22 protein-coding genes are annotated in these 25,891 nt (G+C 43.0%); 9 read left to right on the plus strand and 13 right to left on the minus strand.

Annotation, left to right across the window (positions count from 1 at the left end; genetic code table 11):
• Nucleotides 1–51: 51 nt before the first annotated feature.
• Nucleotides 52–1,644: a long-chain-fatty-acid--CoA ligase gene (locus tag HNQ84_RS02300; RefSeq protein ID WP_435621002.1), complete on the minus strand. Its 1,593-nt coding sequence runs from the start codon at nt 1,642–1,644 to the stop codon at nt 52–54.
• Between the two features lie 141 nt (nt 1,645–1,785).
• Here HNQ84_RS02300 and HNQ84_RS02305 point away from each other — a divergent pair, with 141 nt between their 5' ends.
• From HNQ84_RS02305 to HNQ84_RS02335, 7 genes are all read left to right on the plus strand, one after another.
• Complete coding sequence (locus HNQ84_RS02305) at nt 1,786–2,010, plus strand: spore germination protein (protein ID WP_009361956.1); 225 nt, start codon at nt 1,786–1,788, stop codon at nt 2,008–2,010.
• Between the two features lie 3 nt (nt 2,011–2,013).
• Nucleotides 2,014–2,235, plus strand: a complete 222-nt coding sequence (locus tag HNQ84_RS02310; protein WP_009361957.1) for a spore germination protein — start codon at nt 2,014–2,016, stop codon at nt 2,233–2,235.
• 12 nt (nt 2,236–2,247) lie between these two features.
• Nucleotides 2,248–2,460, plus strand: coding sequence for a spore germination protein GerPB (locus HNQ84_RS02315; RefSeq protein ID WP_091703029.1), 213 nt, complete (start codon nt 2,248–2,250; stop codon nt 2,458–2,460).
• 73 nt (nt 2,461–2,533) lie between these two features.
• Nucleotides 2,534–3,118: a spore germination protein GerPC gene (locus HNQ84_RS02320; protein ID WP_435621003.1), complete on the plus strand. Its 585-nt coding sequence runs from the start codon at nt 2,534–2,536 to the stop codon at nt 3,116–3,118.
• A complete protein-coding gene (locus tag HNQ84_RS02325; protein ID WP_055440481.1) occupies nt 3,115–3,312 on the plus strand; it encodes a spore germination protein GerPD in 198 nt (65 codons plus the stop codon). The genes HNQ84_RS02320 and HNQ84_RS02325 overlap by 4 nt, the downstream gene beginning before the upstream one ends.
• A complete protein-coding gene (locus HNQ84_RS02330; protein ID WP_183240572.1) occupies nt 3,309–3,707 on the plus strand; it encodes a spore germination protein GerPE in 399 nt (132 codons plus the stop codon). The genes HNQ84_RS02325 and HNQ84_RS02330 overlap by 4 nt, the downstream gene beginning before the upstream one ends.
• Entirely contained in the window at nt 3,682–3,903 is a 222-nt protein-coding gene (locus HNQ84_RS02335; protein ID WP_032100839.1) for a spore germination protein, read from the plus strand. The genes HNQ84_RS02330 and HNQ84_RS02335 overlap by 26 nt, the downstream gene beginning before the upstream one ends.
• On the opposite strand, the gene hlpB is transcribed toward HNQ84_RS02335, so the two are convergent.
• The 9 genes from hlpB to HNQ84_RS02380 all read right to left on the minus strand — a co-directional run bounded on the left by hlpB (nt 3,900) and on the right by HNQ84_RS02380 (nt 19,856).
• Nucleotides 3,900–4,178 (minus strand): HNH nuclease-like protein HlpB, encoded by a 279-nt coding sequence (hlpB, locus tag HNQ84_RS02340; RefSeq protein WP_183240574.1) that lies wholly within the window; start codon nt 4,176–4,178, stop codon nt 3,900–3,902. The genes HNQ84_RS02335 and hlpB overlap by 4 nt on opposite strands.
• A gap of 12 nt (nt 4,179–4,190) precedes the next feature.
• Nucleotides 4,191–7,550: an AAA family ATPase gene (locus HNQ84_RS02345; RefSeq protein ID WP_435621004.1), complete on the minus strand. Its 3,360-nt coding sequence runs from the start codon at nt 7,548–7,550 to the stop codon at nt 4,191–4,193.
• Entirely contained in the window at nt 7,550–8,710 is a 1,161-nt protein-coding gene (locus HNQ84_RS02350; RefSeq protein ID WP_435621005.1) for an exonuclease SbcCD subunit D, read from the minus strand. The genes HNQ84_RS02345 and HNQ84_RS02350 overlap by 1 nt, the downstream gene beginning before the upstream one ends.
• 1 nt (nt 8,711) lies before the next feature.
• Nucleotides 8,712–12,341 carry a helicase-exonuclease AddAB subunit AddA gene (addA, locus tag HNQ84_RS02355; protein ID WP_435621006.1) on the minus strand — a complete coding sequence of 1,210 codons (3,630 nt, stop codon included), beginning with the start codon at nt 12,339–12,341 and terminating at the stop codon, nt 8,712–8,714.
• Nucleotides 12,342–12,345: 4 nt separating this feature from the next.
• A complete protein-coding gene (gene addB, locus HNQ84_RS02360; protein WP_435621007.1) occupies nt 12,346–15,810 on the minus strand; it encodes a helicase-exonuclease AddAB subunit AddB in 3,465 nt (1,154 codons plus the stop codon).
• A 16-nt stretch (nt 15,811–15,826) separates the two neighbouring features.
• The gene (locus HNQ84_RS02365) at nt 15,827–16,429 is read right to left on the minus strand and encodes a TVP38/TMEM64 family protein (RefSeq protein WP_435621008.1); all 603 of its coding nucleotides are present in this window, start codon (nt 16,427–16,429) and stop codon (nt 15,827–15,829) included.
• 65 nt (nt 16,430–16,494) lie between these two features.
• Complete coding sequence (locus HNQ84_RS02370; RefSeq protein WP_082180297.1) at nt 16,495–17,013, minus strand: competence protein ComK; 519 nt, start codon at nt 17,011–17,013, stop codon at nt 16,495–16,497.
• A gap of 98 nt (nt 17,014–17,111) precedes the next feature.
• The gene (gene aceA / locus HNQ84_RS02375; RefSeq protein ID WP_055440472.1) at nt 17,112–18,392 is read right to left on the minus strand and encodes an isocitrate lyase; all 1,281 of its coding nucleotides are present in this window, start codon (nt 18,390–18,392) and stop codon (nt 17,112–17,114) included.
• Between the two features lie 216 nt (nt 18,393–18,608).
• Entirely contained in the window at nt 18,609–19,856 is a 1,248-nt protein-coding gene (locus HNQ84_RS02380; RefSeq protein ID WP_435621009.1) for a M48 family metallopeptidase, read from the minus strand.
• Between the two features lie 144 nt (nt 19,857–20,000).
• Here HNQ84_RS02380 and HNQ84_RS02385 point away from each other — a divergent pair, with 144 nt between their 5' ends.
• Nucleotides 20,001–20,591 (plus strand): SCO family protein, encoded by a 591-nt coding sequence (locus HNQ84_RS02385; RefSeq protein ID WP_435621010.1) that lies wholly within the window; start codon nt 20,001–20,003, stop codon nt 20,589–20,591.
• Between the two features lie 78 nt (nt 20,592–20,669).
• Entirely contained in the window at nt 20,670–23,045 is a 2,376-nt protein-coding gene (locus tag HNQ84_RS02390; RefSeq protein ID WP_435621011.1) for an EAL domain-containing protein, read from the plus strand.
• 12 nt (nt 23,046–23,057) lie between these two features.
• Here HNQ84_RS02390 and HNQ84_RS02395 read toward each other — a convergent pair whose 3' ends face one another.
• The 3 genes from HNQ84_RS02395 to HNQ84_RS02405 are packed head-to-tail and all read right to left on the minus strand — an operon-like array spanning nt 23,058 to nt 25,790.
• Nucleotides 23,058–23,852, minus strand: a complete 795-nt coding sequence (locus tag HNQ84_RS02395) for an ABC transporter ATP-binding protein (protein WP_183248592.1) — start codon at nt 23,850–23,852, stop codon at nt 23,058–23,060.
• Nucleotides 23,818–24,792, minus strand: a complete 975-nt coding sequence (locus HNQ84_RS02400) for an ABC transporter permease (RefSeq protein ID WP_435621012.1) — start codon at nt 24,790–24,792, stop codon at nt 23,818–23,820. The genes HNQ84_RS02395 and HNQ84_RS02400 overlap by 35 nt, the downstream gene beginning before the upstream one ends.
• Nucleotides 24,793–24,809: 17 nt before the next feature.
• Nucleotides 24,810–25,790, minus strand: a complete 981-nt coding sequence (locus HNQ84_RS02405; RefSeq protein WP_435621013.1) for an ABC transporter substrate-binding protein — start codon at nt 25,788–25,790, stop codon at nt 24,810–24,812.
• Nucleotides 25,791–25,891: the final 101 nt, after the last annotated feature.

Raw genomic sequence — 25,891 nt, forward strand, 5'->3', positions numbered from 1 at the left:
TCAGCGTAAAGAAAAAAGAGCCGTCTGTCAATCGACAACGGCTCCTCCCTATTAATTCACATATCTTCCTGTCTTCCCTATTGATTGCCAATATTCGTTGCGTAAATGTACTTTTTGAATTTTTCCTGATGCGGTTTTTGGCAATTCTTGAACGAATGTCACACCGGTAATCGCTTTAAAATGAGCAAGTTTTTCACGTGAGAAAGCGATGAGTTCTTGTTCGGTCACTTCTTTTCCAGGACGGACAACGACAAACGCATGCGGCGTTTCGCCCCATTTTTCATGCGGAACGGCGATGACAGCTGCTTCGAGCACAGCTGGGTGCTCGTACAACACCCCTTCGACTTCAATCGATGAAATGTTTTCCCCACCGCTAATAATAATATCTTTTTTCCGATCGACGATGTCGATGTTTCCGTATGCATCAATCGTCGCCATATCTCCTGTATGCAGCCAACCGTTGCGAATCGTCTCCATCGTTGCCTCTGGATTTTTCCAATAGCCTGCCATCACACCGTTGCTGCGCACAATGACTTCCCCGATCGACTTTCCGTCGCGAGGCACCTCTTCCCCTTGCTCATTGACGACTTTTACTTCACAGCCAATCATCGCATAACCCGCTTTCGCTTTCATGCGATATTGTTCACTTAATGGCAAATGGTCGAGATGCGCGCGAATCGTCGACACCGTGCTTAACGGTGATGATTCCGTCATGCCGTACACTTGAATAAACTCCCAACCTAATTCTTTTTCCACGCGCGTCACAAATGCTGGTGGGGGAGCAGAACCTGCAATAACGACACGCACATCGTGTTCGATCGTCGGCACATGTTGCTCATAATATTGCAACAGCGTATTTAACACCGTTGGCGCCATATGCATGACGGTCACTTTATATTTATTGACGTATTCGAAAATGACTTCAGGAACGGCCTTACGCAAGCAAACGTGCGTCGCTCCGTTTGCTGTATAGTAAAATGGTGCTCCCCATCCGTTTACGTGGAACATCGGCAAAATGTGCAAATACACATCGCGGTCTGAAACACGCAAATGGTGCATCGTACTTAACGCATGCAAATAGTTGTTGCGATGTGTGAGCATCACCCCTTTTGGGTTTCCTGTCGTTCCGCTCGTATATAGCAAACTACATACGTCGTTTTCATCGATATCCGGGCGCTCAAACGGCTCTTTTGTATATTGAGCAAGCCATGTATCGTAAGCGATTTCATAAATGTCGTCCGTTTTGCCGTGCACGATGATATGCTCAACTGTTTGCAACTCGTTTTTGACTGGCGCAATTAAATGATACAACTCATAATCAACGAACAACACTTTACTTTCGCTATGGTTTAAAATAAATACATAATCATCTGGTTTTAGGCGAATATTGAGCGGCACCATGATCGCTCCTGTTTGAAATACGCCGTAAAATCCTTCGAGCATTTCTAACGTATTTGGCGCTAAATAAGCGACACGATCACCTTTTTTCACCCCTAAATCGCGTAACCCGTGCGACAATTGATTGACGCGCTCATTGAGCTCGCGATAGGTGAGCGATTTTCCCTCACTAATGACGCCAACTTTATCACCATAAAGCGATACGGCGCGATCTAAAAAATGAGTTAATACTAATGGAACGTTCATCCCCAATCCCCCTTATTTTTATGTCTAAAAATTATCATTTTTCAGAAATATTATAGCACATCTTTCTTTTTATGGAGCACATTTCTTTCATTGTTTTCATATAATCGGGTAAGGGAAAGAATGAGAGAGAGGACGATGGCCATGCCTTCTTATATTGCAGGTCCAATTAAAATTACGAACGTCAGTAGCGATGCGACCGTCAATTTCGGCGATACGTTGCAAATTGCACCAAAAAGTTCATCGAAATCGCTTGCAGGTGCTGGCGGAGGAAATACAGGGGACTTTTTACAAACAAATACGTTCATTAGCTTCACAAATACAATCGATCCAGACATCGCCGATGGCAACGTAAAAAGCAAGGGATAGCCGATGCCAGCCATTGTTGGAGCGGTACAAATTAACAGCATCGGAAGTGGCGGTGTGTTTCATATCGGCGATGTATTTGCTATCTCTCCGTATAGCGTTGCTAAAACGTTTGCTGGCGCTGGTTCATTTAATACAGGGGACGGTTTGCATATTTACAACCAATATAGTAACACGAATACGAACGACCGTGATATTGCCGATAGCAATATTACTGGAAACGCCTAGTGAGGTGGGAAGATGAACTTTTACATTCAACAAACGATTTCGATTCATCAATTAAAAATCGGCTCGCTCACGAACTCATCCGTTCTTCAAATCGGAACAACCGGAAAAGTACAACCGCTCGCCACATTAAGCAATACGGGGCAATTTACACAACCTGCTCCGGAAGCAAAAATTAATATTCAAGGAGGAGAAGGACCGTTCGTTCCACTTCAATCCCCTGTATAAAACAGTGCTACTTCTTTCTGCTCGGCCATACATTAGAAAGTAAAAGGGTCGGCAAAGAAGGAGGCGTCATAACATGTGGCACGATTACTTTAAACAACTCGAAACGTATTTAAAATGGCAGCAACAAAAAATGCAATTGCTTGAACAAGCGATAAACGATTTACAACAACAATATGAACAGCTAAAAAAAAAGCCGCACACAACAATTGAAAAAATCGAATATCATTTTGACCAGTTAAAAGTCGAGACGTTAGAAGGAACGTTAAATATCGGTTTAAATCCTGCAACGTTCGGAGAAGATACGATTGAAAATTTTGCTGTTCCCCAAAGCCAGACAATTATTCCGCAACCAGTACCGATTTTTCGCGACATTCAAACTGCTGTTCACGAATATTTACAACAAGAAGGCGAAAACATCATCGCACGCACCGAACAAACATATGGACGTTCACTCGATTCAGCATATCGCCAATTTATATTACAAGATATTGCGCGGCAAATTGATGATCGCATTCATTTTTATTTACGCCAATACGGAGAGCATGAACATGAAAACGATGCATTACAACAAACGATCATTTCTTATTTAAAAAGAGATATTGAACATTCAATTGACACATTTTTAAAACATTTACCACGAGAGGAGACGAACGAATGAATATGACAGTTGTGAATCATCATCTATCTGTCGGTCATATCGCCATCGGCGGCGTAGCAAGCGCCTCGCTCGTATTAATTGGCGATAGCGAAACGATTCAACTAGCTTCTGCATTTGATACTCCACCCGAATCGTTAATTATCGGTCCGTTTCCAGAAAAACAAAACAATAAAAAAAATGAGGAAAAGCGATGAGCCGCCTTTCCATCGTCCACTTTCTACGAGCAAACGCTGTTGTCTTTAGTTCTGTTGTGCAAATTGGAGATAGCCAAGAAATTCGCCTTTCTGCACGAGCGCTTGCTGTTCAGCGACAGCTCGAATATGTGGATAGTCGGGAATTTCCTCTTTTATTTCCTATCTTTATAAAACCGATTCCCACTCCACCAATCGATGCGGAACCGCTTTGTCGCCATACGTTGCACAATTGTCCGCTCATCGCCGTTCATTCCGTTCGCGTCATCGGAATTTCTTCTACATCTGTCGTGCATATCGGTTCAACAAAAACAGTAGAAGCCGAATCACGAGTAAAACATATTCGGCAACTCACCGAAAGGAGAAAAGAACATGCCAGCTCTCGTCGGTCCGATTAAAATTAATCTTGTCGCTAGCGGCGCCGTCATGCAAGTCGGTGATACGTTGTATGTATCACCGAAAATATCATCGAAAACATTTGCTGGTGCTGGTGCATTTAATACGGGAAATTTTATTATCGCTAACAACGGCATTAGCTTAACGAACACGCTTGATTCTGACGTATTCGATCAAAACGTTGCCGGCAATGCTTAACGCTTTTGCCGTTTCGCTTTTTTTATTTTTGGTATGCGTTCAGCTGGTTGTTTGCGAATCCAGCGAACAAATGACGCAATTTGCTCATCATGTTGTAGCCGTTCAATCGTATAGAGCCGACTCGCTAACTCTTCATTCGTATATATAGCGTGAATTTGTTTATGGCACGGGATGCATAACTTTGCTGTTTCTGTGCCACCGTACTCTTTTGGTGTTAGATGATGATCAGTTAATACGACATCTTCTCTTCCGCAAAGCTCACACATCCCTTTCATTGTAATTCTCCTTTACATCACTTCAAGTTGGACCGTTGTTCCTTTTCCAGACGGTTCTGCTGGCTTGACAATCAACCGTTTCGGCATGCGCGCATGCAATTCTTGCACGTGACTAATGACCCCAATCGCCATATTATCTGCACGCAATCGTTCTAATGCGGTCATCACGACATCTAACAACTCTTGATCGAGCGTGCCGAATCCTTCATCTAAAAAGAAAAATTGAAGCGGATATTCTCCGCGCAACTGAATTTGCGCTGATAGTGCCAACGCTAACGACAAAGACGTTAAAAACGTTTCTCCACCAGATAACGTCGTTACCGGACGACGCACACCACCGTTTGCATCATCACGAATGACAAAACCGCCTTCCGAATCTAATTCAATTGCATATCGTTGTCTCGTTAATTCTCCAAGCCGTTCCGATGCGTAGCGCGTCACGTGAACGAGCTGTTCCTCGGCAATAAATTCAACAAAACTGTTGCCGCGTAATACTTTTTGTAGCTCTTCATATTGATTGACCATTTTCTCTAATTGCACTCGTTCGCGTTGCAATTGTTCAAAGCGCACATGTTTCGCTTCCAAGTCAGCGACGATCGCTTCAAGTGAGCCAAGTTGTCTCATATGCTCATCGACTCGTTGCTTCACTTCTTCATACTCACGCATCGTTTCTTCCCATTGCTGTTTCGTTATCGTCATGCCGTTCATCGCTTCGTTTAAACGCTGCCATTCGTTTTCTAGCTTCAACAACACTTGCTTATATTGCTGTATGTCGTGAGCCATTTGTTGTTTGATTTGTTCTTCTAAACGAGAAGCCCGCACGTCATCGACTGTCTTCCACGGACTTTTTTGCAACTGCTCAGCTAAAACTTGTTCTGCTTCTTTTTTTCGTTTTTCTCCTTCTTGTAAAGCGACGTCTGCGGCTTGTTTTTCCGATTGCAACATTTGTAATTGTTGTTGCAATGATGTCCATCGTGCATACGCCTCTTCTTCTTCTCGTTTTACACGCTGAAGCGCTTGTTCGAGGTGAATGAGCTGTTGTTTTCCGGACTCCTCATCCATTCCTTCAGGTAGCGTTCGTCTATATTGTTCGTATTGTTGTTGTTGCATATTCCATTCCGTCATACGTTCTGCTTTTTGTTTCATGACTGTTTGATACGTTTCTTTCCATCGCTCCAATTCAGCTCGTTTATCATCTAGTATCGGCACGCTTTTTTCAATGCGCTGTTGCAACTGTTGCGCTTCTCCTTCCCGTTGACGAAGATCGCTAACTAGCGCATCGACTTGTTCAAACGATACATCTGGATACGTCTCATGCCACACTTTTTTTTCTTGTTCGATGCGCGCATGTCGCTCGGTACATTTTTCCTCCAATTGAGCGATTTGTTGGCGCAACGTTTCGATTTGATACGCATATTGCTGTTTTTTTTGCTTTTGTTCGTTCCATCGCTCCATATGGCGATATATCCGATCGCGACATGCGATATAATCTTGTTGCAACGCCTTTAATTCGACTTCGGCCTCTTTGAAAGTGGAAAGAGGCGTGTCTTCAACTTCACGTTTCACTTTTTCGACATCGACACGTTGTGGCAGCGACTGACGCGCCATCAGTTCAGCTAGTTGCTCAACTTGCATTTTTACTTGTTGCATAGCCGCAATGAGTTGTTCCCCCATTTGAATGGAGCGGTCGATTTGTTCGATTACTTGTTCATCAAGTATAACTTGTTGTCTTTTTGCCCGATTTGGATGATGTGTTGAACCACACACAGGACAAGGATCACCGTCGTGCAAACGTTCTGCTAACGTCGCAGCTAAATCGTGCAGTCGTGCCGCTTCGATTTGCTTTTTTTCTTCCTTCCATTTGTAGACGAGCACTATCGCTTGTTTTTCTCGTTCACATACGCGATGATATAACGATTCGATATGATGAAACTCTGCTAATAAACGCGCTTCATATTGTTCTATTTTTTTGATTTCTTCATCATACGTACGCTTCATCATTTCGTACGTTCTCTGTTTTTCTTCTTTTTCCTTTTCTATTTCTTCAAGCGCTTGTTGTTGCAATTGAATATGCTTCTTTTTTTCGTATGCTTGCTCTAATCGCTCTTTAATATGGACGTCTACTTTTTTTTCTTCCCATTGTTTTTTGAACTCTGCTTGTTTCGTGCTCCATGTCGTATATTCTTTCAAACACGTTTCAACCATTTGGCGCGCTTGTTGTTCTTTTTGCTCCATCTCTAGCAAACTCGCACGTGTTTTCGCCTGCTCTTGTTCAAGCGCGCGCATAAACGCCAATGTTTGTAGCGCTTGTTTAAGCTGTTCTTGTTTTTGCAGCCATTTCGGTTCTTCTTCGTTTTTTTTCGCACGCAACTGTTCGTATTGCTTGCTTGCTTGTTCATACATCGTGCTTGCTTGCTGTAATTGATCGGCTAGTTCACTTGCTTTTTTTCCCCAATGTGCAACCTCACTTACGCTTCGTTCGACTTGTTCAATATACGGCATGAGCCGCTCCGCTTCTTTGCTTCGCTCATACATTTGTTCAAGCTGCTTTATGTGTTCTTCTTGTTCGCGCCACTTGTCAAGTTGTTGTTCCACTTGTTCTTTGTCACATTGCCATTGCCATAATTGCTTTTCTTTTTCGTATCGTTCGTGAATGTCGCGCAATGCGCTTTTCGCTCTTTCTAACTCCTCTTTTTTTTCTGCTAGCGCCTGCTTTTGTTTTTCGACTTGTTCTTTGGACGCATCGCCAAGCCCAGCTTGTTCCCCTTTAATGGCTTCTAGCTTCGCTGACGCTTCGGATAATTTATTTTTTAACTTTTTATTTAATTCATCGCCATATCGTTCGAGATGAAACAACCGTTGTAGCATTTGACGGCGTTCCGCTCCCTTTAACGATAAAAATTCTGCAAATTTTCCTTGTGGCAAAACGACAGCCCTTGTAAAATCTTTCATTTCTAAACCGAGTAGCTGTTTCACTTGCTCATCAACAAGCCGTGTTTTATCAGCGATAACGACGCGCTCCGCTCCTTCTTCAATGAAACGGCTAACAACAGAGCGAATTCTCACTGCATCCGCACGCTTAAATGAGCGCTCAACCGTATATCGCTTTACTCCTTTCGCATTTTGCAATTCAAACGTAAACGAAACGAATAGCTCGTTTTCTGCATGATTCATAATGCCGTTTGTTTGATTTGAGGCACGTTCGACATTTCCGTATAACGCGAGCGTCATCGCATCTAAAATTGACGACTTGCCGCTTCCGGTCGGACCGAAAATGCCAAATAGCCCCCCTTCACATAGCTTCTCAAAATCAATCGTTTCCTTTTGGCGAAAACTATGCAACCCTGCAATCGTCAAGCGAATCGGCTTCATTATTCGTCCTCCTCGGCAACGAGTTGTAAAAATAGTTGAACGATTTCTTCTGACGGCTTCCCTCCGCCTGTTTGTCGTTCATAAAATCGTGTAAATAACGTTTCAATTGGCGCATCGGTATGCACTTCACGAACGATTTCTTCTTTCTTTAAGTAATTCGGGCGAATATGGACAAACCCGTCATACAATTTGCGCAAACGATGTGTTTCTTCTAATGTTAACGATTGCTCGACATCAATTTCTAAATCAATCCACGCCCCGCGGTCGCGCTCTTCTTCGATCCAACGATATACTTGCGTAAGCCCTTCGGTTGCCCGCCATTTGACGAGTGGACGCCCTTTTGACAATAAATATTCAGAAATGATCGGCGCACAGCGCGGCTTCACGTCAATAATCGTAACAGACTTGCTATATCCCGCTTCGGAAAAACTGTAAGCAAGCGGTGAGCCAGCATAGCGTGCAGGCATGGCGGCATGTTTCACATCTTGCGGACGATGCAAATGCCCCAGCGCGACATATTGCGCGCGTGTAGGGAAACTTGCAGGCGACACCGTATACGCTCCTCCCAGCTCAATCGGTCGCTCCGAGTCGCATGTGGCTCCGCCTGCAACATATACATGGCTCATTGCAATGTTCACCGCATCCTCGCGAAACGATTCGTTCATTTTCGCAAAAATAGCGCGAATGCGCTCATCATATCGCGCGCGCAATAACGCTTCATCGCACTCCTCTGCCAACAATTCATTCAGTCGTGACTCTGACGGATATGGAAGCGCTCCGATCATTAATGTTTCATCGCTTGATGGAACATAAATTTGTTGCACACGATCCGTCGGAAAGCCTAGCAACGTAATGGCGTGCTGTTCGGCAATCGGAGCAGCAGCACTTAAACGTCCCGGATGATCATGGTTTCCCGCAATCACGACAACATGACGCTTGCCATAATCACTTAAACGCGAAAGCGCTTCGTAAAAAAGCTGTTCCGCATCGGCCGGCGGATTGACTGTATCAAACGCATCCCCTGCAAGCAATACGACATCGATATTCTCTTTTTGTACAATTTCTACGATTTCATCGATCACCGCTTCTTGCTCAGGAAGACGGCTTCGCCCTTCAAGCGTTTTTCCTAAATGCCAATCAGCTGTATGTAAAATACGCACATCAATCCCCCCCCATCGGCACAAGTAGAGCGCCATCAAAAGCGTATACATACGTTTCTGTTACTTTCTTTTTCCAAATGGCTTCAATCGCTTCCCGATATAGTGCCAATTGCCCCTTGTATCGTCGCTTTAATTCCTCTTTCGGATCGTTCATCCACGACACGCGATCTGTTTTATAGTCAATTAAAACGAGCCCGTGCTCATCTTCAAACACGCAATCAATAACCCCTTGAACGACGACCGTCTCGCCTTCCATTTCGTGCGCTAAATAAAATGGCACTTCTCGCTCAAGTCGCGACGCACGTTGCATTCGTTTACCAAGCGGAGTGTTAAAAAAGGCGACAATGCTCTCTATATCAACAGCTTTTGCCTGTTCTTCCGTTAGCCATTCACCGTTTACCATGCGCGCGATTTGTTCCTGCACCGCATCAACGGTGACTTCTTTTGTGACATCAACATGTTGCATGACCAGATGCATCATCGTTCCTCGCTCAGCTGGCGTCATCGTTTTCGCTTGTAAAAAGCGTGGACGTTCAATAAGCTCTTTTCGAAACGGTTGTTCCGCATGCCCTCCGTATATGTCACGCTGTCGTTTTAACTCCGATACGCTTTGTTTTGCTCGTAACACCGTGGCGTCCGCATACGTGTATTTCCAAAAAAGACGGCGCTTTATTTCTTGTTCATATTCGCTTTTCATTAACACAGGTTGCAGTTGTTGAATCGCTTCGACAATGTCTCGATGTTCATTCACTTGCTCATCTTCTTGTTCAAGCGACTGCGCTGACACGATGTAAATATCCCATAATGATGGATCATAAAGCACCGTTGAAGACGAACATATCCCTTGTCGGTGACGAACCAATGCATAGCCAATCCAATCCGCATAGCTTTTTGCCTTTTCAATGATATACGCAGGAAGTTCCCACGTGGATGTATAAGCGACTTCTTGCCATTTTTTCTTTTTCTCTTCGATATCTTTTGCCGTACAGACGATGTACAATTTTTCTTTTGCACGCGTCAGCGCAACATACAAAATACGCATTTCTTCTGCAAGCAGTTGAAGTTTCATTTTTTTCTTCATCGCTAATTGCGCGATCGTCGGATAACTTGCTCGCCACGTCGGATGAACGAAGCGCATCCCTAGTCCGAAATCTTTATCTAATATATAATCGCCACGTAAATCTTGCATATTAAATGATTTCGCTGCACCAGCTAAAAAGACGACCGGAAATTCAAGCCCTTTACTTTTATGAATCGTCATCATGCGCACAACGTCTTCTTGTTCTGTCAGCGAACGAGCAGCACCAAAATCACTTTCACGTTCTTTCAGTCGCTCAATAAAACGTAAAAAGCGGAAAATGCCACGAAATGACGTTTGTTCATATTGTTTTGCACGATCGTATAACGCACGCAAATTCGCTTGCCGCTGTTTTCCACCAGGCATCCCACCGACGTAGTCGTAAAAGTTTGTATCACGATACAATTGCCAAATCAAATCGGCAAGCGGTTTTTGTCTTGCTGCTGTACGCCATTCGAGTAAATATGAAAGCCAACGTTTCATTTTTTCATGCAGTTCATCATGTGGTGGTTGATCAACAAAAGCAAGCAACGCCTCATAAAAAGCTCCGTCTTTTTTCGCTAGGCGAATGCGCGCCAACTCCTCTTCGTTTAAGCCAACAATTGGAGAGCGAAGCACTGCCGCAAGCGGAATATCTTGATACGGATTGTCGATGACTTTTAAAAGCGACAACATGATCGCCACTTCTGTTGCGGAAAAGTAACCGCTAGATAACTCAGCATATACAGGAACGCTTTGTTTGCGAAACTCCTCTAACATGGCTGAAGCAGATGACATCGAGCGGCATAAAATGACAATGTCGCGATACATGAGGCGCCGTTCCCCTTTTAAACGACGGTCGTAAACGAAAAACGGCTCAGCAAGTAATTGTTTAATTTTTTTAGCAATCCAGCGCGCTTCCAGCTGAACAGCCGTTACATCCTCTTGTTCTTCTTCACCGCTTTCTTCTTTTGCTTGATCGATCCACACGCATTCAACAGGCACTTGTTTTTCCGGATAATCGTGTGCGCCAAAGCGAAGCGCGGCATCGTCGTCATAACGCATGTCGCCGACCGTTTCTGTCATGAGTTGTCGAAAAATAAAATTCGTTCCGTCTAATATTTCTTTTCGGCTGCGAAAGTTTTTCGCTAAATCAATGCGAAGTCCACCATCACCGTCTTTCGTAAAGCGATTATATTTTTGTAAAAAAAGCGACGGTTCCGCAAGACGAAAGCCGTAAATCGACTGTTTCACGTCGCCGACCATAAACATGTTGCCCATTGCTTCATCGTCATTTGATACGAGCCGTAAAATCGATTCTTGCACCATATTTGTATCTTGATATTCGTCAACGAGCACTTCGGCAAATTGTGCTCGATAATAAAGGACGGCTTCTGACGGCTTCAGCTCATGCTCCATAGAAGAAGCGCGTAAAATGCGTAAACAGTAATGTTCTAAGTCTGAAAAATCAACGATGCCTTTTTCATCTTTTTTCGTTTGCAATAGCTTAGCAAACCGTTGCACGATTTGGACGATCGTTGCAACAATCGGCTTCATTTCGCGCAAATGGCGAATGTATGTCGCCGGTTGAAACGAAAACAACTCTTCTGTTAAACTGCCTATTTCTTTTTTCACTTGTTCGCGCAATTTTTTTACATCATCCACAAGCTGTTCATCATACGCTCCGTCTTTCGGCTTTCTTTTTGCCGTCGCAAACGATACGTTTTTCATTGCTTCATGCAGCTTTTGCCACGACTCATCACGCGCTTCTTTTAGCTTTGCAATGACTTGTTGATCGCTTGCGAGCGTATCATGCAAATAATCCGGTCCGCCCGGCTCTTTCGTTTTTTGCAGCGCTTGCAACAATCGTTGTTCCGCTGCTTCAAACGCCAAATCGACCGCTTGAAAAAGGTAGTGAGCATACGGCAAATCGTCGATGCGTGCGTGTTCTGCGACATCGTACATATGAACGATTTGTTGCAGCCATTCGTTTGGATTAGGATGCGAACGTGAAAATTCATATAGACGCAAAATAAGCGTTTGTAAATCCGCATCTGTCCGATCACTCGTATATCGATCGACAACAGCTAAAAATGCTTCGTCGTTTTCCGCATAATATTGCTCAAATAACGTTTCTAACACTTCTTCTTTTAATAGCGCCATCTCTCCTTCATCCGCAATGCGAAATACCGGATCAATGCCGATGACGTAATAATATTTGCGAATGACATCTAAACAAAACGAATGGATCGTTGAAATGGAAGCTTTTTGCAAAAGACTGAGTTGTCTCCGTAAATGGAGCGAATGTGGCTCTTTTTCAAGCGCTTTTTCTAACGCTTCTCCGATGCGTTGGCGCATTTCTGCCGCTGCAGCATTTGTAAACGTCACAACAAGTAACCGATCGACATCGATCGGCCGCTCTTTATGCAATATTTTTTGAATGATGCGCTCGACAAGCACCGCCGTTTTTCCTGATCCCGCTGCTGCGGCAACGAGCGTATGCTTTCCAGTCGCATAAATCGCTTGCCATTGTTCATCCGTCCATTGACTTTCTTGTGGTTTTGGCGGAATCACACAATCACCCCTTTAACCATTCATCAATCTGTTTCGGTGTGAGCACGCGATATTGTTCCGCATCGACCCCTTCATCAAATTGGCATACATCGCGAAACTCACAATATTGGCATGCTGTTTTATCTTTTTGCTTATATGGTGCAATTTGTGTAACACCTTCCATCATTTGTTCACCTACATTGACAATAAAGCGTCGCACATGTTGCCGTAGCATCGTAAATTGTTGCTCTGTTAACACTTTCGAATGTTGCGCAAACGTTCCATTTTTATTTAAGCGAACAGGAATAACGAGAGAACTTGTTCCCGGTTCTATGTTTTCATCCATTAAGCGAACCGTTTTTTCGTCTGCCAATACATATCCGCCCATTTTAAACTGTTCTAAAAACTTTTTCTCCAATTCACGTTCGTCAAGCCATTCATTCACTTTCATCATTGGGTTATGAATCGGAAAGTATAGCACGCCCGCTGGAAACGCTGATGTGCCAACAAGTCGCTCGGCATATTCAAGCACAATATCTAAATATGCTAACATTTGTAGCGCTAAGCCGTAATATACTTCCGTTAAATCGAGCGTCTTTTGCTTTGATTTATAGTCGATGATGCGAAGAAGTACACCTTGTTCGCTCGTTGCTTGGTCAACGCGGTCGATACGGCCGACAAACTGCAACACGGTTCCGTCGGATAGCGTAAACGAAAGCGGTGGAAGCGGCTCGCCTTCACCAAATCCTAATTCGACGCCAATCGGTACAAATCCACTTCTTTTTGCATGTTCACTTAATACGGTCGTCGCTTTCGTCATAATCGTTTGCAGTTTTTTCTTCATATATCGATAACGGTGTGTACTTAATAACACTTCTTGTTGAATATATGGTGCAATTTGTTCAACCGCCTCATATGACAGTTGCTCGCATTGCTGTTTGGATAGCTGACTCCACGGAAGTTGCTCTTGACGCAGACGATCAGCGATCACTTTTAACGCCTGATGAAACAACTGACCCATATCAGGCGCCTTTAATTGAAACACGGTTCGTTCTTTTAACTTTAATCCATGCGCGGCAAAATGAGCGAACGGACAACGATTAAACGTCTCCATGCGCGAAATGCTCGCCTTCACTTTTTTTCCATATAACTCTTTCGCCAACTGCTTATTTAATCGTTTCGAGCGATTTTCATAAAATAACGCACGCCCAACGACCGCGATTCGTTCTTTCCATTGTTCATGTTGCACGTATGCGTTGTATACATCCCACCATATCGGTTCGATAGCATATTGTCGCTTCCATGCTTCCAATTGTTGCACGAGCGGACCGAGCGTTGCGACATCGTTTGTCACATACGACAGCTGTTGTTGCAGTGGAAGTACAAACGGATCCGCTCCCCATTGCATCTTTTTCACGTACGGGAACATGTCCATCAACCGCTTAATAAACATTGATGGCAATAACGTTTTTTCTTGTTCATCAGCTAGCGCATACGTGACATATAAACGTTCAGACGGGCTAACAAGCGCCAAATAAAGCAAAAAAGGTTCGTCAAGTAACCGTTCGCGACTAGCTGGAGCAACATGTAAAGAATAATGGTGCAACAATTCACGATCTGTTTCCGACAACATGCCATCATCATTTTTGCGCATCGGAATAACGCCTTCGTTTACCCCTACAAGAAATGTACAACGAATATTCGAAAGACGCGAACGATCGAAATGCGCAATTAACACTTGGTCCGTCGCTGGTGGGACGAGAGAAAACTGCAAACTTTCAAGTCCCGTTTCAATAATCGTAAAAAATGTTTCAAGCGAAAGTGATTCATCGCCTAATATTTCAACATATTCATCAAGCAAATGAATAAACGCTTGCCATACTTGCTCATGATGGCGGGCAGCGGACAAATCACCTCTTTCTTCTGCTTCATCGCGCAAACGTTCTAATTTTTGCGGAATATGAAGCTGTTCTGCATACGCATATAGCGCCTCGCATCGCTCACGCCCTGTTTTTGCTTGCTTCAGCCGCTTTTGTAAAAGCGATAACGGCGAAATGACAAGCTTGCGCCATTCGTTTAATTGCTGTTCATATCGCTTTTCTTCATCTGTTTGTGGGGCGTGTATGCCTTCTAGCCCTTTATATTTACGATACGTCCAATGCTCCGTCCACTTATCCCCTTGTATGCCGGAAGCAAGCACATAGTTTTCAAGCTGATCCATGGCCATGCGCATCTCATGAACAGGTTGATCAAGCGAGAAAAACAAGTCTGTTTTTGTAGCACGAAACACCGCTTCATAACGAAAGTTCGTCCGCACCGCTTCCATACTTGCGCGCAAAAATTCAATAAACGGATGATCAAGCATCGGTTCTTTTTCATCAATAAAATAAGGGATACGATAATCTGCAAATACCGTTTTTAACACGTCGCGATAGTCTGAAACGTTACGAATCAATAAGGCGATGTCACGATAGCGATATCCTTCATCGCGCACAAGTTGAACGATTTCGCGCGCAATCCCTTCCATTTCTGCTCGGCGGGTGGTCGCTTCTCCGATAGCGATCGCTTCCGTTTGTTTTTCCAACTTACAAACAGGTCGTGCATCGTAATAGGCTTCAAGATGACGAAGCTCTTCATGTTTGTGACGGACGTTGTCATGAAGTTGCACGACGTTTTCAATCGCTATCCCATTTTGTAGTGCAATTTCACGCAGTTGCGCATACGTCTGCCACGTGTTGCGGAATACGTGTAACTCGTTTGGCAGCTGTTCATACGGAGCGTCTAACGTGAGCGCAATCGTCACATGCGGGCAATGAATAAATAGTTGTTCAATGACCATATATTCTTGGGGCGTAAATTCATAAAAGCCGTCCATGTAAATACGGGCACGCTTTATATAGGAAGAATGACGAATTTTTTCAGCGAGCAAGCGCAAATAATCTTCTGAATCGACATAATGATGCGCCATATACTGTTCAAATTGCTCGAAAATCATTGCTGTATCTTTTAATTTATCGGCAAGTACCATTTCGTTTGCTGTCGCATGACGACGCAGCTCTTTTTCCGTTTGTTTTAACGTTGCTGGCGTGACACAATATCGTTTATATTCCGTCAACATTTGCTCAAGTTGTTCAATAAAGCCGCGTTTATCCGCCGCTTTTCGAAACAGTTTTAACTGTTCTTTTTGCTGTTCAACAATTTTCCTTAGCAACATATGTACGCCTGTTTGCGTTAAATGATAGCGGCTCATGCCGCCTGTCTCTTGCAAGACGCGCCAAGCAAGACGTGTGAAACTAAACACTTGTGCGCGAATCATTCCTTTTATATTTGCGTTCATGAGAGCATATTCCGATTGAAACGTCATTTGTTCAGGAACAAGATAAATGAGCGGGCTTCCAACCGGTTCATGCGCAAGTTGTTCGATCATTTCTTTTAAACACATCGTCGTTTTTCCGCTTCCAGAACGCCCGATGATGAAGCGTACAGACATATTCGTTCATCCTTTCTTATTTTCCGTCATGCAATGCGAAACGTTGCTCAACTTTTTTCCCAATGTACCAAAGAAGAAAAATAGCGACTGCCACAAACACCGTACGCACTGGTTGGCGAATAAGCGCCACCACATCATAACCGATAAAACTAATCATAAACACCATCACCATTTTTCCAAGCAAAACGGCAAGCATATATTGTTGCATCGCAATGCCCGATAGCCCAGCAACAACATTGACCGCCGCAGATGGTGTAAACGGAAAACAAAGGAGTAAAAAGAGCGGGCCAAAGCCGCGTCGCTCCACCCAATGCATCATGCGGCGAATCGTCGAGTGGCGATGTAAAAAGGAGAAAAAGCGCTGCCTCCCGATTTTTCGAACAAGGAAAAAAACGAGAAGCGAACCCACACTCGTTCCAATCCATGAAATGAGAAATCCTTTCCAAAGACCAAATGCCGCAGCATTTGCCATAACAAAAACGAAAAGTGGTAAAAACGGTAAAAATGCCTCAGCCATTGGCAGCAATACGCCAGGAATAACGCCAAACGAACGATATTCCGCTAACATATCAAGCATATGTTTTATTGTAAACCATTGTTTTAATTCCTCTAAACTCATACTGTAACCCCTTTGCCACGTGCTCATGCTTATATTGTACAAGTTTAGAGGAAAAGAGAAAACTACTACGACCATTCCTTTTCCCGTAAGTATAATAAATACATCATTTTCCTTTCGCGTGCTTCAATTCGTTCGTTCATTTTTGTTCGCAACTGAGCCGTACGATGTAGCTGATTCACGAATGAATGATGCGAAATACATAGCTCTACGCTCATGCCATTTGAAAACGTAATGCGCGTTTTCCCACCTTGAACATGTTCATGATGACGAATATGCAAATGAGATAGCCATACACATTGAGGATTCATTGGGGAGATTGTTGGAAAAAAGAAAATTTCGTTCGTTGGTTCGACTGCAATCGGTGCTTTATGGGAAGTACCAATAATATGTCTCGCTCCATCTTTCCTTCCTCTTAAACTTGCGCCATAATACAAACAACTTTGTTCAATAATTTCCATCGGACTTTTTTTCACGATGATTTCTCCATCTTCCTCTAACGCTTTCGTCCATATTTGTTTATCACGAGAAAACGGAAAAAGTCCCATCGTATAGCGCGTCAAATGTAGATGCTCAACGATGAGCATACAGCTCCCTCCCTTATATACACACTTCGACAATATTATACCATGAATATACAAAATTTTCATAAAAAATCCCCTCGTTTTTTCGAGGGGATGTGATTTTATGCACCCGTAAATTGTTCTTCTTCTGTTGAACCTTTTAACGCCACAGTTGAAGCTTGACCGCCTGTGATGACAAGCGATACTTCGTCAAAGTAACCTGTTCCGACTTCACGTTGATGGCGTGTGGCTGTGTAGCCATATTTTTCTGCCTCAAACTCCGCTTGTTGCAATTCAGAGTAAGCCGCCATGCCGCGATCGCGATAGCCATGCGCTAACATAAACATGCTGTAGTTGAGCGCGTGGAATCCTGCCAATGTAACGAATTGGAACTTGTAACCCATTTTTCCAAGCTCCACTTGGAAGTTTGCGATCGTTTCGTCATCCAATTTTTTCTTCCAGTTAAATGAAGGCGAGCAGTTGTACGCAAGCAATTTGCCCGGGAATTTTTCATGAATCGCTTCCGCAAAACGACGCGCTTCTTCTAAGTTCGGTTCGCTCGTTTCGCACCAAATTAAATCTGCATACGGTGCATATGCTAATCCGCGAGCAATTGCTTGGTCTAAGCCCGCACGCGTACGGAAAAAGCCTTCTGGCGTACGCTCACCTGTAATAAACTCTTGATCGCGCGGGTCGATGTCGCTTGTAATTAAATCCGCTGCATTTGCATCTGTGCGCGCAATTAATACGGTCGGCACGCCCATAACGTCTGCCGCAAGTCGCGCCGCAATTAAGTTACGAATCGCTGTTTGCGTTGGAAGCAACACTTTTCCACCTAAATGACCGCACTTTTTCTCAGAAGACAATTGATCTTCAAAGTGGACGCCTGCTGCTCCTGCTTCAATCATCGCTTTCATTAGTTCGAATACGTTTAATTGACCGCCAAATCCTGCTTCCGCATCAGCGACAATCGGCAAGAAATAGTCGATGTCTTCTTTCCCTTCGACATATTGAATTTGATCGGCGCGTTGAAGCGCTTGGTTAATACGCTTGACAACGTGCGGCACGCTGTTTGCTGGATATAAGCTTTGGTCTGGATACATATGACCCGCTAAGTTCGCATCCGCTGCCACTTGCCAACCGCTTAAATAAATCGCTTTTAAACCTGCTTTTGCTTGTTGTACCGCTTGGTTTCCTGTTAACGCCCCAAGCGCATGGACGTAATCTTCCGTATTTAATAAATGCCAAAGTTTTTCCGCCCCACGACGTGCTAGCGTATATTCAATATCGAGAGAACCGCGCAACTTAATAACATCTTCCGCGCTATACGGGCGCGTAATCCCTTTCCACCGTTCATCCAACTGCCAACTTTCTTCTAATTGTTTCACACGTTCTTCAAACATGCTCTCTCCCCCTTGTTTTTTATCGTAACCCCTCTGTTTTCGTGCGTATGACCCCCAAAAAAGTTGTGACGCTCTTTTCTCTATGTACGAGCTTTGGTACGTCTCCCACCTTTCTTGTTATAATACACGTTTTTCTTTCGACGTTTTTATTATATAACACAATTTTCAGAAAAGAAAGTATTTTTATGAATTTTTTTCAAAAAAATTATCCTGCTTCTACTGTTGTTCTAAAAAGATAATTCGTTCTAAGATGGTCGGATGGCTGTAACGAAATAGTTTGACGATATATGGTGGATGTACTTGACTTAAACTTGAACGCGTCAATTCTTGAAATGTCGAGATCGCCGCTTCTTTATTTTTCGTCAGCTCAATCGCATACTTGTCTGCCGCATGTTCTTCATAACGAGAAATGGCATTCATCGCAGGACTTGCCGCAAAACTTAATAGCGAAATCAACAGTAAAAACATAGGTAAAGAAGCAAGTTCGTTCCATTTTTCAATGCGACAAAGCGCGCCAAAACGTCCAATCATTCGTTTCATCCATCGATTCGTCAACAGCAATCCGATAAATGTGACAACAATGTATAACCCAATTCCCCAATAAATATGTTTCATGACGTAATGAGCCATTTCATGCGCCATAATAAATAAAATTTCATCTTCGCTTAACCGCTCAAGCGTCGTATCCCATAATACGATACGCGAGTTGCCGCCAATGCCCGTGACATACGCATTTAACGCATTTGTCTTTTCCGACATGTTTACTTCAAATACGTGTTCAGCCGGAATGTTCGCCTTTTCCGCTAACGCTAAAATTTTTGCTTCTAGCTGTTTATTTTTCAGTGGATAAAAATCGTTATAAAGCGGATCGATGAAAACAGGTTGAATAAACGTTAAAAAAAGTGTAAATGGAATCGAACAGAGCCATGCGTACACCCACCATCGTTTTTCGAATTTTTTCATAAGCGTATATAATACATAAACGATGACGACCATGATCGCGTAATTTACCCAAAAATCAATGAGCTCGTCACGCATCCAACTTGAAAATGTTTGTGTGGAAATTTTATAAATTTTTGCAACGTAATAACTTGTGTAACTAAGCGGAAACGTAACAACTTGTACGAGAAGCGATAACCAAAATACGTAAATCGCCGTTTGCATAAACCGTCTTTTTGTCGTCGCTTCCGCCCACTGTTGAAAGCGCGCCGATAAACCAAACAGCAACACAAATATATAAATGACCCACTCATATGGAACGGATAAAAAGAATAAAAAGTTTTTCACCTCGGAAAACTGTTCGGTAAGCATCAGTTCTTTTCTCGTTAAAAACGTTGCAGGATCTGCGCTTGTGCCTTTATATTGTGCCGGAATGGATGAGTCTGTCCATTGAAATAAGTAAAATGCAAAAAATAGTGCGTACATCGCATAAAGGAATAACGTCCAAAAAGCTATTTTTCTCATTGCCCTTCCCCCCTTGTCCATCGTTACTATTAGTTTAGTTTTTCATTCACCATTTAGAACAACGAAAAAATTCAAATAATTGTCACGTCCCGTTCTCCTCATTAACACGTTGATTATGTATGATGAAAGTGGGAGGGATATACGTTGAAAAAACTATATATCGGCTTTTTTAGTTTACTTGCGATTTGTATTGGCATTGGTATATTTTATTTTTCTTTTTATCGGCAAGAAAAAATGGAGTTTCCAAAAGACGTGACAATGCAAACTGCATGGGGAAAACCGTATGCATTCAACAACATGGAGCCGAAAGTGCGCCTATTAGAGTTTGTGTACACAAACTGTCCGGACATTTGTCCAAGTACGTCATTTCAAATGAAGCAGTTAAAAGAGAGATTAGAAAAAGACGGTTTATTTAAAACGAAAGTGGAATTTATTACAATTACGATCGATCCGAAACGCGACACACAACAAGTGATGCAAACGTATGCGAACATGTTCGGAGTAGAAAGTGACAATGAAGGATGGATTTTTTTACGAGGTAGTGAAGAAGATACAAAAAAAGTAGCGGACGCGTTTAACTTCCTATATCGCGATCCTGGAAACGGCATGCTTATTCATACAACACTCACATACTTTTTAGACGAAAATAACCGCGTTATCGACACATTCGGCATGGGCGAAAAAGGGTTTGACAAGGAAAATGTGTATAAACGCATAGTAAAAGAGGCGAAATAGCCTCTTTTTCATTGAAAAATCAACATCTTTCGACAATAATAGACATATATTCTATTTTTCTTTAAGGAGGGGCTTGCATTGGAAAAACATATACATATACCACATGCCCTGTTTACAAATGAACAGCTTTTGTTCAACGTCATGGACCAATTGTTCGATATCGTCTTTTTAATGAAAGTGGAAGAAGGGCCGCGCTTTCGGTATGAACGTGTTAGTCCAGCCGCCATCCATTTAGCGAGTTTAACGGAAAAAGATATCGGAAAATGCATCGAAGATATATATGATCATCACGTCGCGAATCATTTAAATGAACAATATACAAAAGCATGGAAAACAAAATCGCTCGTTACCTTTCGCGATCGTATGAATGTAGAAGGGATGCGTTTTGCGGAATCTACGTTAATCCCTATTGTAAATGAAAACAGCGAAGTGACACATATTGTCGCATGTACGCGCGAAATTACCGACATATTGCAAAAAGAAGAACAGCTAGAAGAAGCACGTCAATTAATTGATTCTTTATTTACCCATTCACAAGAAGCATTTATTTTATTTGATTTATTCGGACGAATCATTCGCGTAAATAAAGAAGTGGAACATTTATTCGGATTGCAGAAAGAAGAAATTGTCGGAAAAACACTTTCCGAAGTCATCCCAGCGTATAAAGAAAATATTGAACAAACATTGACGCGATTAAGCAAAGGGAAACCGTTACATGCCATTCGTTTGACGATGAAGAAGAAAAACAATGAAAACATATACGTTTCCGTTAATGCTTCTCCGCTGTTAGACAAAAACGGAAACATTATCGCAGGTTTTGCTAGTCTGTTGAATATTACAGATCTCATCCAAACGCAAAAGCAATTAAAACAAAGCGAAAAGTTGCATCGTCACATTGTTGAAGCATTTCCTGATGCGATTATCATTTGTACAGACGATGAAATCACATACGCCAATTCCGTTGCCCTTCATATGTTTAAAGCATCAACGCTTGACGATTTAAAAAGCAAGCCGATTCAACAATGGATCAATACAGTCCAACAACCAACCATCACAGCAATAAATGGCGAAATCATCCCCGTATACATCGACGTACTCCCATTTCCATATGAGCTGAAACGGACTGAATTGATGCTCATTAAACCAATCGAGCCGATTGCCGCAAGTCAAAAAGATGAAACGTATATAGAAAGAAACGAGTTTGTCGAAAGGCTAACCGATCTTCTTTTTACACATGAAGGAGTTGCCATCCTTTTAATTGACGTGTACCAATTCAAAGCGATCCATAGCTTCTTCGGTTATGAAAAAGGCAACAAGCTATTAAAACAAATCGGCATCCGTCTTCATGAAGCGATCAAGACAAAAGCGATGTGGACAAAAATAGGTGACGATCAATTTGCGATTGTTCTTTCCTATAAAAGACAAGATGAAGTGAAACAGCTTGCAAATACGATAAAAGAAACGCTCCAAGAACCTTACACCATCGGCGATCAATCGATTCGAATCGGCGTTCATATTGGCATTAGTTACGCATTCGACGCTCAATTATGCGCAGAAACGCTAATCAATAATGCAGAAAAAGCGTTATATTTCGCAAAAATGGAAGGAACAAACATTATCAAACCATACGAGCCGCATATGTCAAACGCTTTTACGCGAAAAATTCAGCTTGAAAACGCCCTTTCATCAGCTGTGGAAAACGAGGAGCTTTTTTTGCTCTATCAACCGAAAGTAAATTTCCATACGCGTTCGTTCAGCATCGAAGCTCTCGTCCGTTGGAAACATCCACAGTTTGGGTTTGTGAGCCCTGCAGAGTTTATTCCAATGGCAGAAGAAACGAACGCCATTTACGACATCGGAAAATGGGTGTTACGCCAAGCATGCCGCGATCTTACATTTTTACGTCAAAATGTAGCTGGATGCATGAAAGTCGCTATCAACTTATCCGCAAAACAATTTTTAGACGAACATCTCGTGGAAGATATTCGGCATATTTTACAAGAAGAGCTCTGTGACGCCTCGTGCTTTATTTTCGAAATTACTGAAACAACGATTATTAAAAATCCTGAGCACGTCGCAAAAACGTTAGAACAGTTAAAACAACTCGGCTTTTCGATTGCGGTAGACGACTTTGGCGTCAGCTACTCGTCACTTGAATATTTAAATCGCTTCCCGATCGACGAAGTGAAAATTGATCGCTCGTTTATTCAAAACATCATAAACAATGAAAAAAGCAAAGAAATTGTAAGTGCCATTATCTCTTTAGCGCATAATTTACAGTTAACTGTTACCGCCGAAGGAGTCGAAACGAAACAACAAGCACAATTTTTAATTGAAAAACAGTGCGAGCAACTGCAAGGTTTTTACTTTAGCCGCCCGGTATCGCTCGAACAACTGCCAAACACGATCGTATCATTACAACAAACGGTTAACACATTAAAATCCCCGATGTAACTCGGGGATTTTTTATACGAGCACCGCGCGATCGCTCGCGAATTGGCTGCCGCGAATGCGCTGAAACTCTTGAAGCAACGCTTCGACAGTCAGCTTTTTCTTTTCTTCTCCACTCGCTTCAAAAATAATTTGTCCACCGTCCATCATAATAAGCCGATTGCCTAATTGGACGGCTTGTTCCATATTGTGCGTCACCATTAACGTCGTTAAGCGATATTGTTCAACAATTTGTTTCGTTAAATTTGTAATGAGCTGGGCGCGCGCAGGGTCTAACGCTGCGGTATGTTCATCAAGAAGTAGCACATGCGGTTTCGTAAACGTCGCCATTAACAGCGACAACGCTTGTCGTTCTCCACCAGATAATAAGCCGACTTTGGCATGCAGACGATTTTCTAATCCAAGTTGAAGCGTAGCAAGAGTTTCTTTAAAAAATTCGCGCCGTTTTTTCGTTACCCCGAACTGTAACGTCCGTCTAACCGTTCGGTTATAAGCGATCGCTAAATTTTCTTCAATCGTCATATTTGGTGCCGTTCCCGCCATCGGATCTTGAAAAACACGCCCGATATAACGCGCACGGTCATGTTCACTCATCGTTGTCACATTTTTTCCGTCAATGACTACTTCCCCTGTATCTGGCGCAAGTCGCCCTGAAATAATGTTCATGAGCGTTGATTTTCCTGCCCCATTACTCCCAATAATTGTAACAAAATCACCCGGCTGAAGCGACAGCTCAATATGTTTTAGCGCCACTTTTTCATCGAGCGTTCCTTCGTTAAATACTTTCGTAATCTGCTTGAGTTGAAGCAACGGCTGCACCTCGCTTTCTCGCTTTCCGCTGTTTTTCCGCACGCGTTGCGACCATTTGCGGAACGACAAGCGCTAAAATGACGATCAAAGCAGTAATGAGCTTCACATCACCCGTTTCTAAAAATTGGACACGCAACGCAAGCGTAATGACTATGCGATATACGATCGCCCCTAAAATGACAGCAAGCGTCGCCCGCACAATCGTTTTCGCCCCAAACAGTGCTTCCCCGATAATGACTGACGCTAAACCGATGACGATCATTCCGATGCCCATGCCAATATCGCTAAAACCGCTATATTGTGCAATCAACGCCCCTGAAAATGCGACAAGCGCATTCGACAAACCAAGCCCGATAATCGTTAGGCGATCCGTATTACCTGAAAAACTAGCAATCATTTTTTTATTGTCACCAACTGCCCGAAGCGCCAAACCGACTTCTGTTTTTAAAAATAAATCCATAATCATTTTCACAAATGTCACGAGTACAATCCCAAATATCACAATCGCCCACGTTTTCGGGGCAAAAGGAATGATTGTTGCTAAAGCTTGATTGAAACGTTGAAATGCTGTCGTAATGATCGTCATAACCGTTTCTTGTTGTAAAAGTGGAACGTTCGGTTTGTCCATAATGCGCAAATTGATCGAATATAAAGCGATCATCATTAAAATTCCTGACAATAACGGATTAATTTTTCCCTTCGTATGCAAAAGCCCTGTCGCACATCCCGCTAAAAAGCCAGCACCAAGCGCCGCAAGCGAGGCGATGAACGGATTGACGCCACCGACGATAAGGACGGAAGCGACAGCCGCTCCCGTCACAAAGCTTCCGTCCACCGTCAAATCGGGAAAATCTAAAATGCGAAACGATATATACACACCAAGCGCCATAAGCGCATATAACAATCCTGCTTCTATGGAACTAAACAATGCTGTAATCATACGATCCATCCTTTGCGTTATTCAATAAATTCCGCCATGCTATCCCATTCGCTGCGCCATTCCACGCCCATGTCTTGCGCTGCTTTTTTATTAATAACAAGCTTCAATTTTTGCGGATATTGCACCGGAAGTTCAGCCGGCTTTTTCTTTCCTTCTAAAATGTCCGCCGCCATCACACCTGCTTCATAGCCAATATCATAGTAGTCAAAACCGTATGCCGCAAAGCCGCCGCGCTTCACGGAATCTAACTCCCCAACAAAAAGTGGAACATCTTGATCGTTTGCGACTTGAATGACCGACTCAAGCGCGGAAACGACGGTGTTGTCTGTAATGACGTAAAAACAATCGACTTTGCCAACTAACGATTCAGCTGCTTGCTTCACTTCCGCCGATGTCGACACCGACACAGGTACGATCGTTAAATCTGTGCCTTCCATCGCTTTTTTCACCGCATCAATTTGAGCAACGGAGTTCTGCTCTCCCGCATTGTAAATCATACCGACGCGATTGCCATCAACATATTGATCAATAAATTGCACCGTTTTCGGGATCGCGTCTGGATGTGTATCCGTCGTCCCTGTCACATTCCCCCCCGGCTGTTCCATCGATTGCACAAGCTTTGCTCCAACCGGATCCGTCACAGACGTAAAGACGATTGGAATGTCTTTCGTTGCATTTAAGGCGCCAAGCGCGCTCGGTGTCGAATTGGCGAAGATTAAGTCAACACCATCTGCAACAAAGTTGTTGGCAATTGTTTGGTTATTGTTCATATCTCCTTGCGCAATTTGCACATCGTATTCCACTTTTAATCCTTTATCTTCAAGCGCCTTTTTAAATCCGTTAAACGCCGCATCGAGCGATGGGTGTTCAACAATTTGTGTCACGCCAACTTTATATGTTTTCTCCCCACTCGTTTCTTTCGACGTTTTCTCTTCGGAACATCCAGCAAGCACACTACCTGCAAGCAACAACGCTCCACACATGTTTAACCACTTCATTTGTATCCGTTACAGAAAACTTACAAAACTTTATAAATAATCTATTCATTATTTATAAAGTTTACGTTTCCTTCCTTGTTCATCGCGCCCGATTTCGCCGA

The organism is Anoxybacillus eryuanensis (assembly GCF_051200995.1).
Classification (GTDB): Bacteria; Bacillota; Bacilli; order Bacillales; family Anoxybacillaceae; genus Anoxybacillus; species Anoxybacillus tengchongensis.

Excerpts from the sequence above, each read along its gene's own strand:
- HNQ84_RS02300 (WP_435621002.1), bottom strand. The coding sequence starts at position 1,644 with ATGAACGTTCCATTAGTATTAACTCATTTTTTAGATCGCGCCGTATCG.
- HNQ84_RS02305 (WP_009361956.1), top strand. The coding sequence starts at position 1,786 with ATGCCTTCTTATATTGCAGGTCCAATTAAAATTACGAACGTCAGTAGC.
- HNQ84_RS02310 (WP_009361957.1), top strand. The coding sequence starts at position 2,014 with ATGCCAGCCATTGTTGGAGCGGTACAAATTAACAGCATCGGAAGTGGC.
- HNQ84_RS02315 (WP_091703029.1), top strand. The coding sequence starts at position 2,248 with ATGAACTTTTACATTCAACAAACGATTTCGATTCATCAATTAAAAATC.
- HNQ84_RS02320 (WP_435621003.1), top strand. The coding sequence starts at position 2,534 with ATGTGGCACGATTACTTTAAACAACTCGAAACGTATTTAAAATGGCAG.
- HNQ84_RS02325 (WP_055440481.1), top strand. The coding sequence starts at position 3,115 with ATGAATATGACAGTTGTGAATCATCATCTATCTGTCGGTCATATCGCC.
- HNQ84_RS02330 (WP_183240572.1), top strand. The coding sequence starts at position 3,309 with ATGAGCCGCCTTTCCATCGTCCACTTTCTACGAGCAAACGCTGTTGTC.
- HNQ84_RS02335 (WP_032100839.1), top strand. The coding sequence starts at position 3,682 with ATGCCAGCTCTCGTCGGTCCGATTAAAATTAATCTTGTCGCTAGCGGC.
- hlpB (WP_183240574.1), bottom strand. The coding sequence starts at position 4,178 with ATGAAAGGGATGTGTGAGCTTTGCGGAAGAGAAGATGTCGTATTAACT.
- HNQ84_RS02345 (WP_435621004.1), bottom strand. The coding sequence starts at position 7,550 with ATGAAGCCGATTCGCTTGACGATTGCAGGGTTGCATAGTTTTCGCCAA.
- addB (WP_435621007.1), bottom strand. The coding sequence starts at position 15,810 with ATGTCTGTACGCTTCATCATCGGGCGTTCTGGAAGCGGAAAAACGACG.
- HNQ84_RS02365 (WP_435621008.1), bottom strand. The coding sequence starts at position 16,429 with ATGAGTTTAGAGGAATTAAAACAATGGTTTACAATAAAACATATGCTT.
- HNQ84_RS02370 (WP_082180297.1), bottom strand. The coding sequence starts at position 17,013 with ATGCTCATCGTTGAGCATCTACATTTGACGCGCTATACGATGGGACTT.
- aceA (WP_055440472.1), bottom strand. The coding sequence starts at position 18,392 with ATGTTTGAAGAACGTGTGAAACAATTAGAAGAAAGTTGGCAGTTGGAT.
- HNQ84_RS02380 (WP_435621009.1), bottom strand. The coding sequence starts at position 19,856 with ATGAGAAAAATAGCTTTTTGGACGTTATTCCTTTATGCGATGTACGCA.
- HNQ84_RS02400 (WP_435621012.1), bottom strand. The coding sequence starts at position 24,792 with ATGATTACAGCATTGTTTAGTTCCATAGAAGCAGGATTGTTATATGCG.
- HNQ84_RS02405 (WP_435621013.1), bottom strand. The coding sequence starts at position 25,790 with ATGAAGTGGTTAAACATGTGTGGAGCGTTGTTGCTTGCAGGTAGTGTG.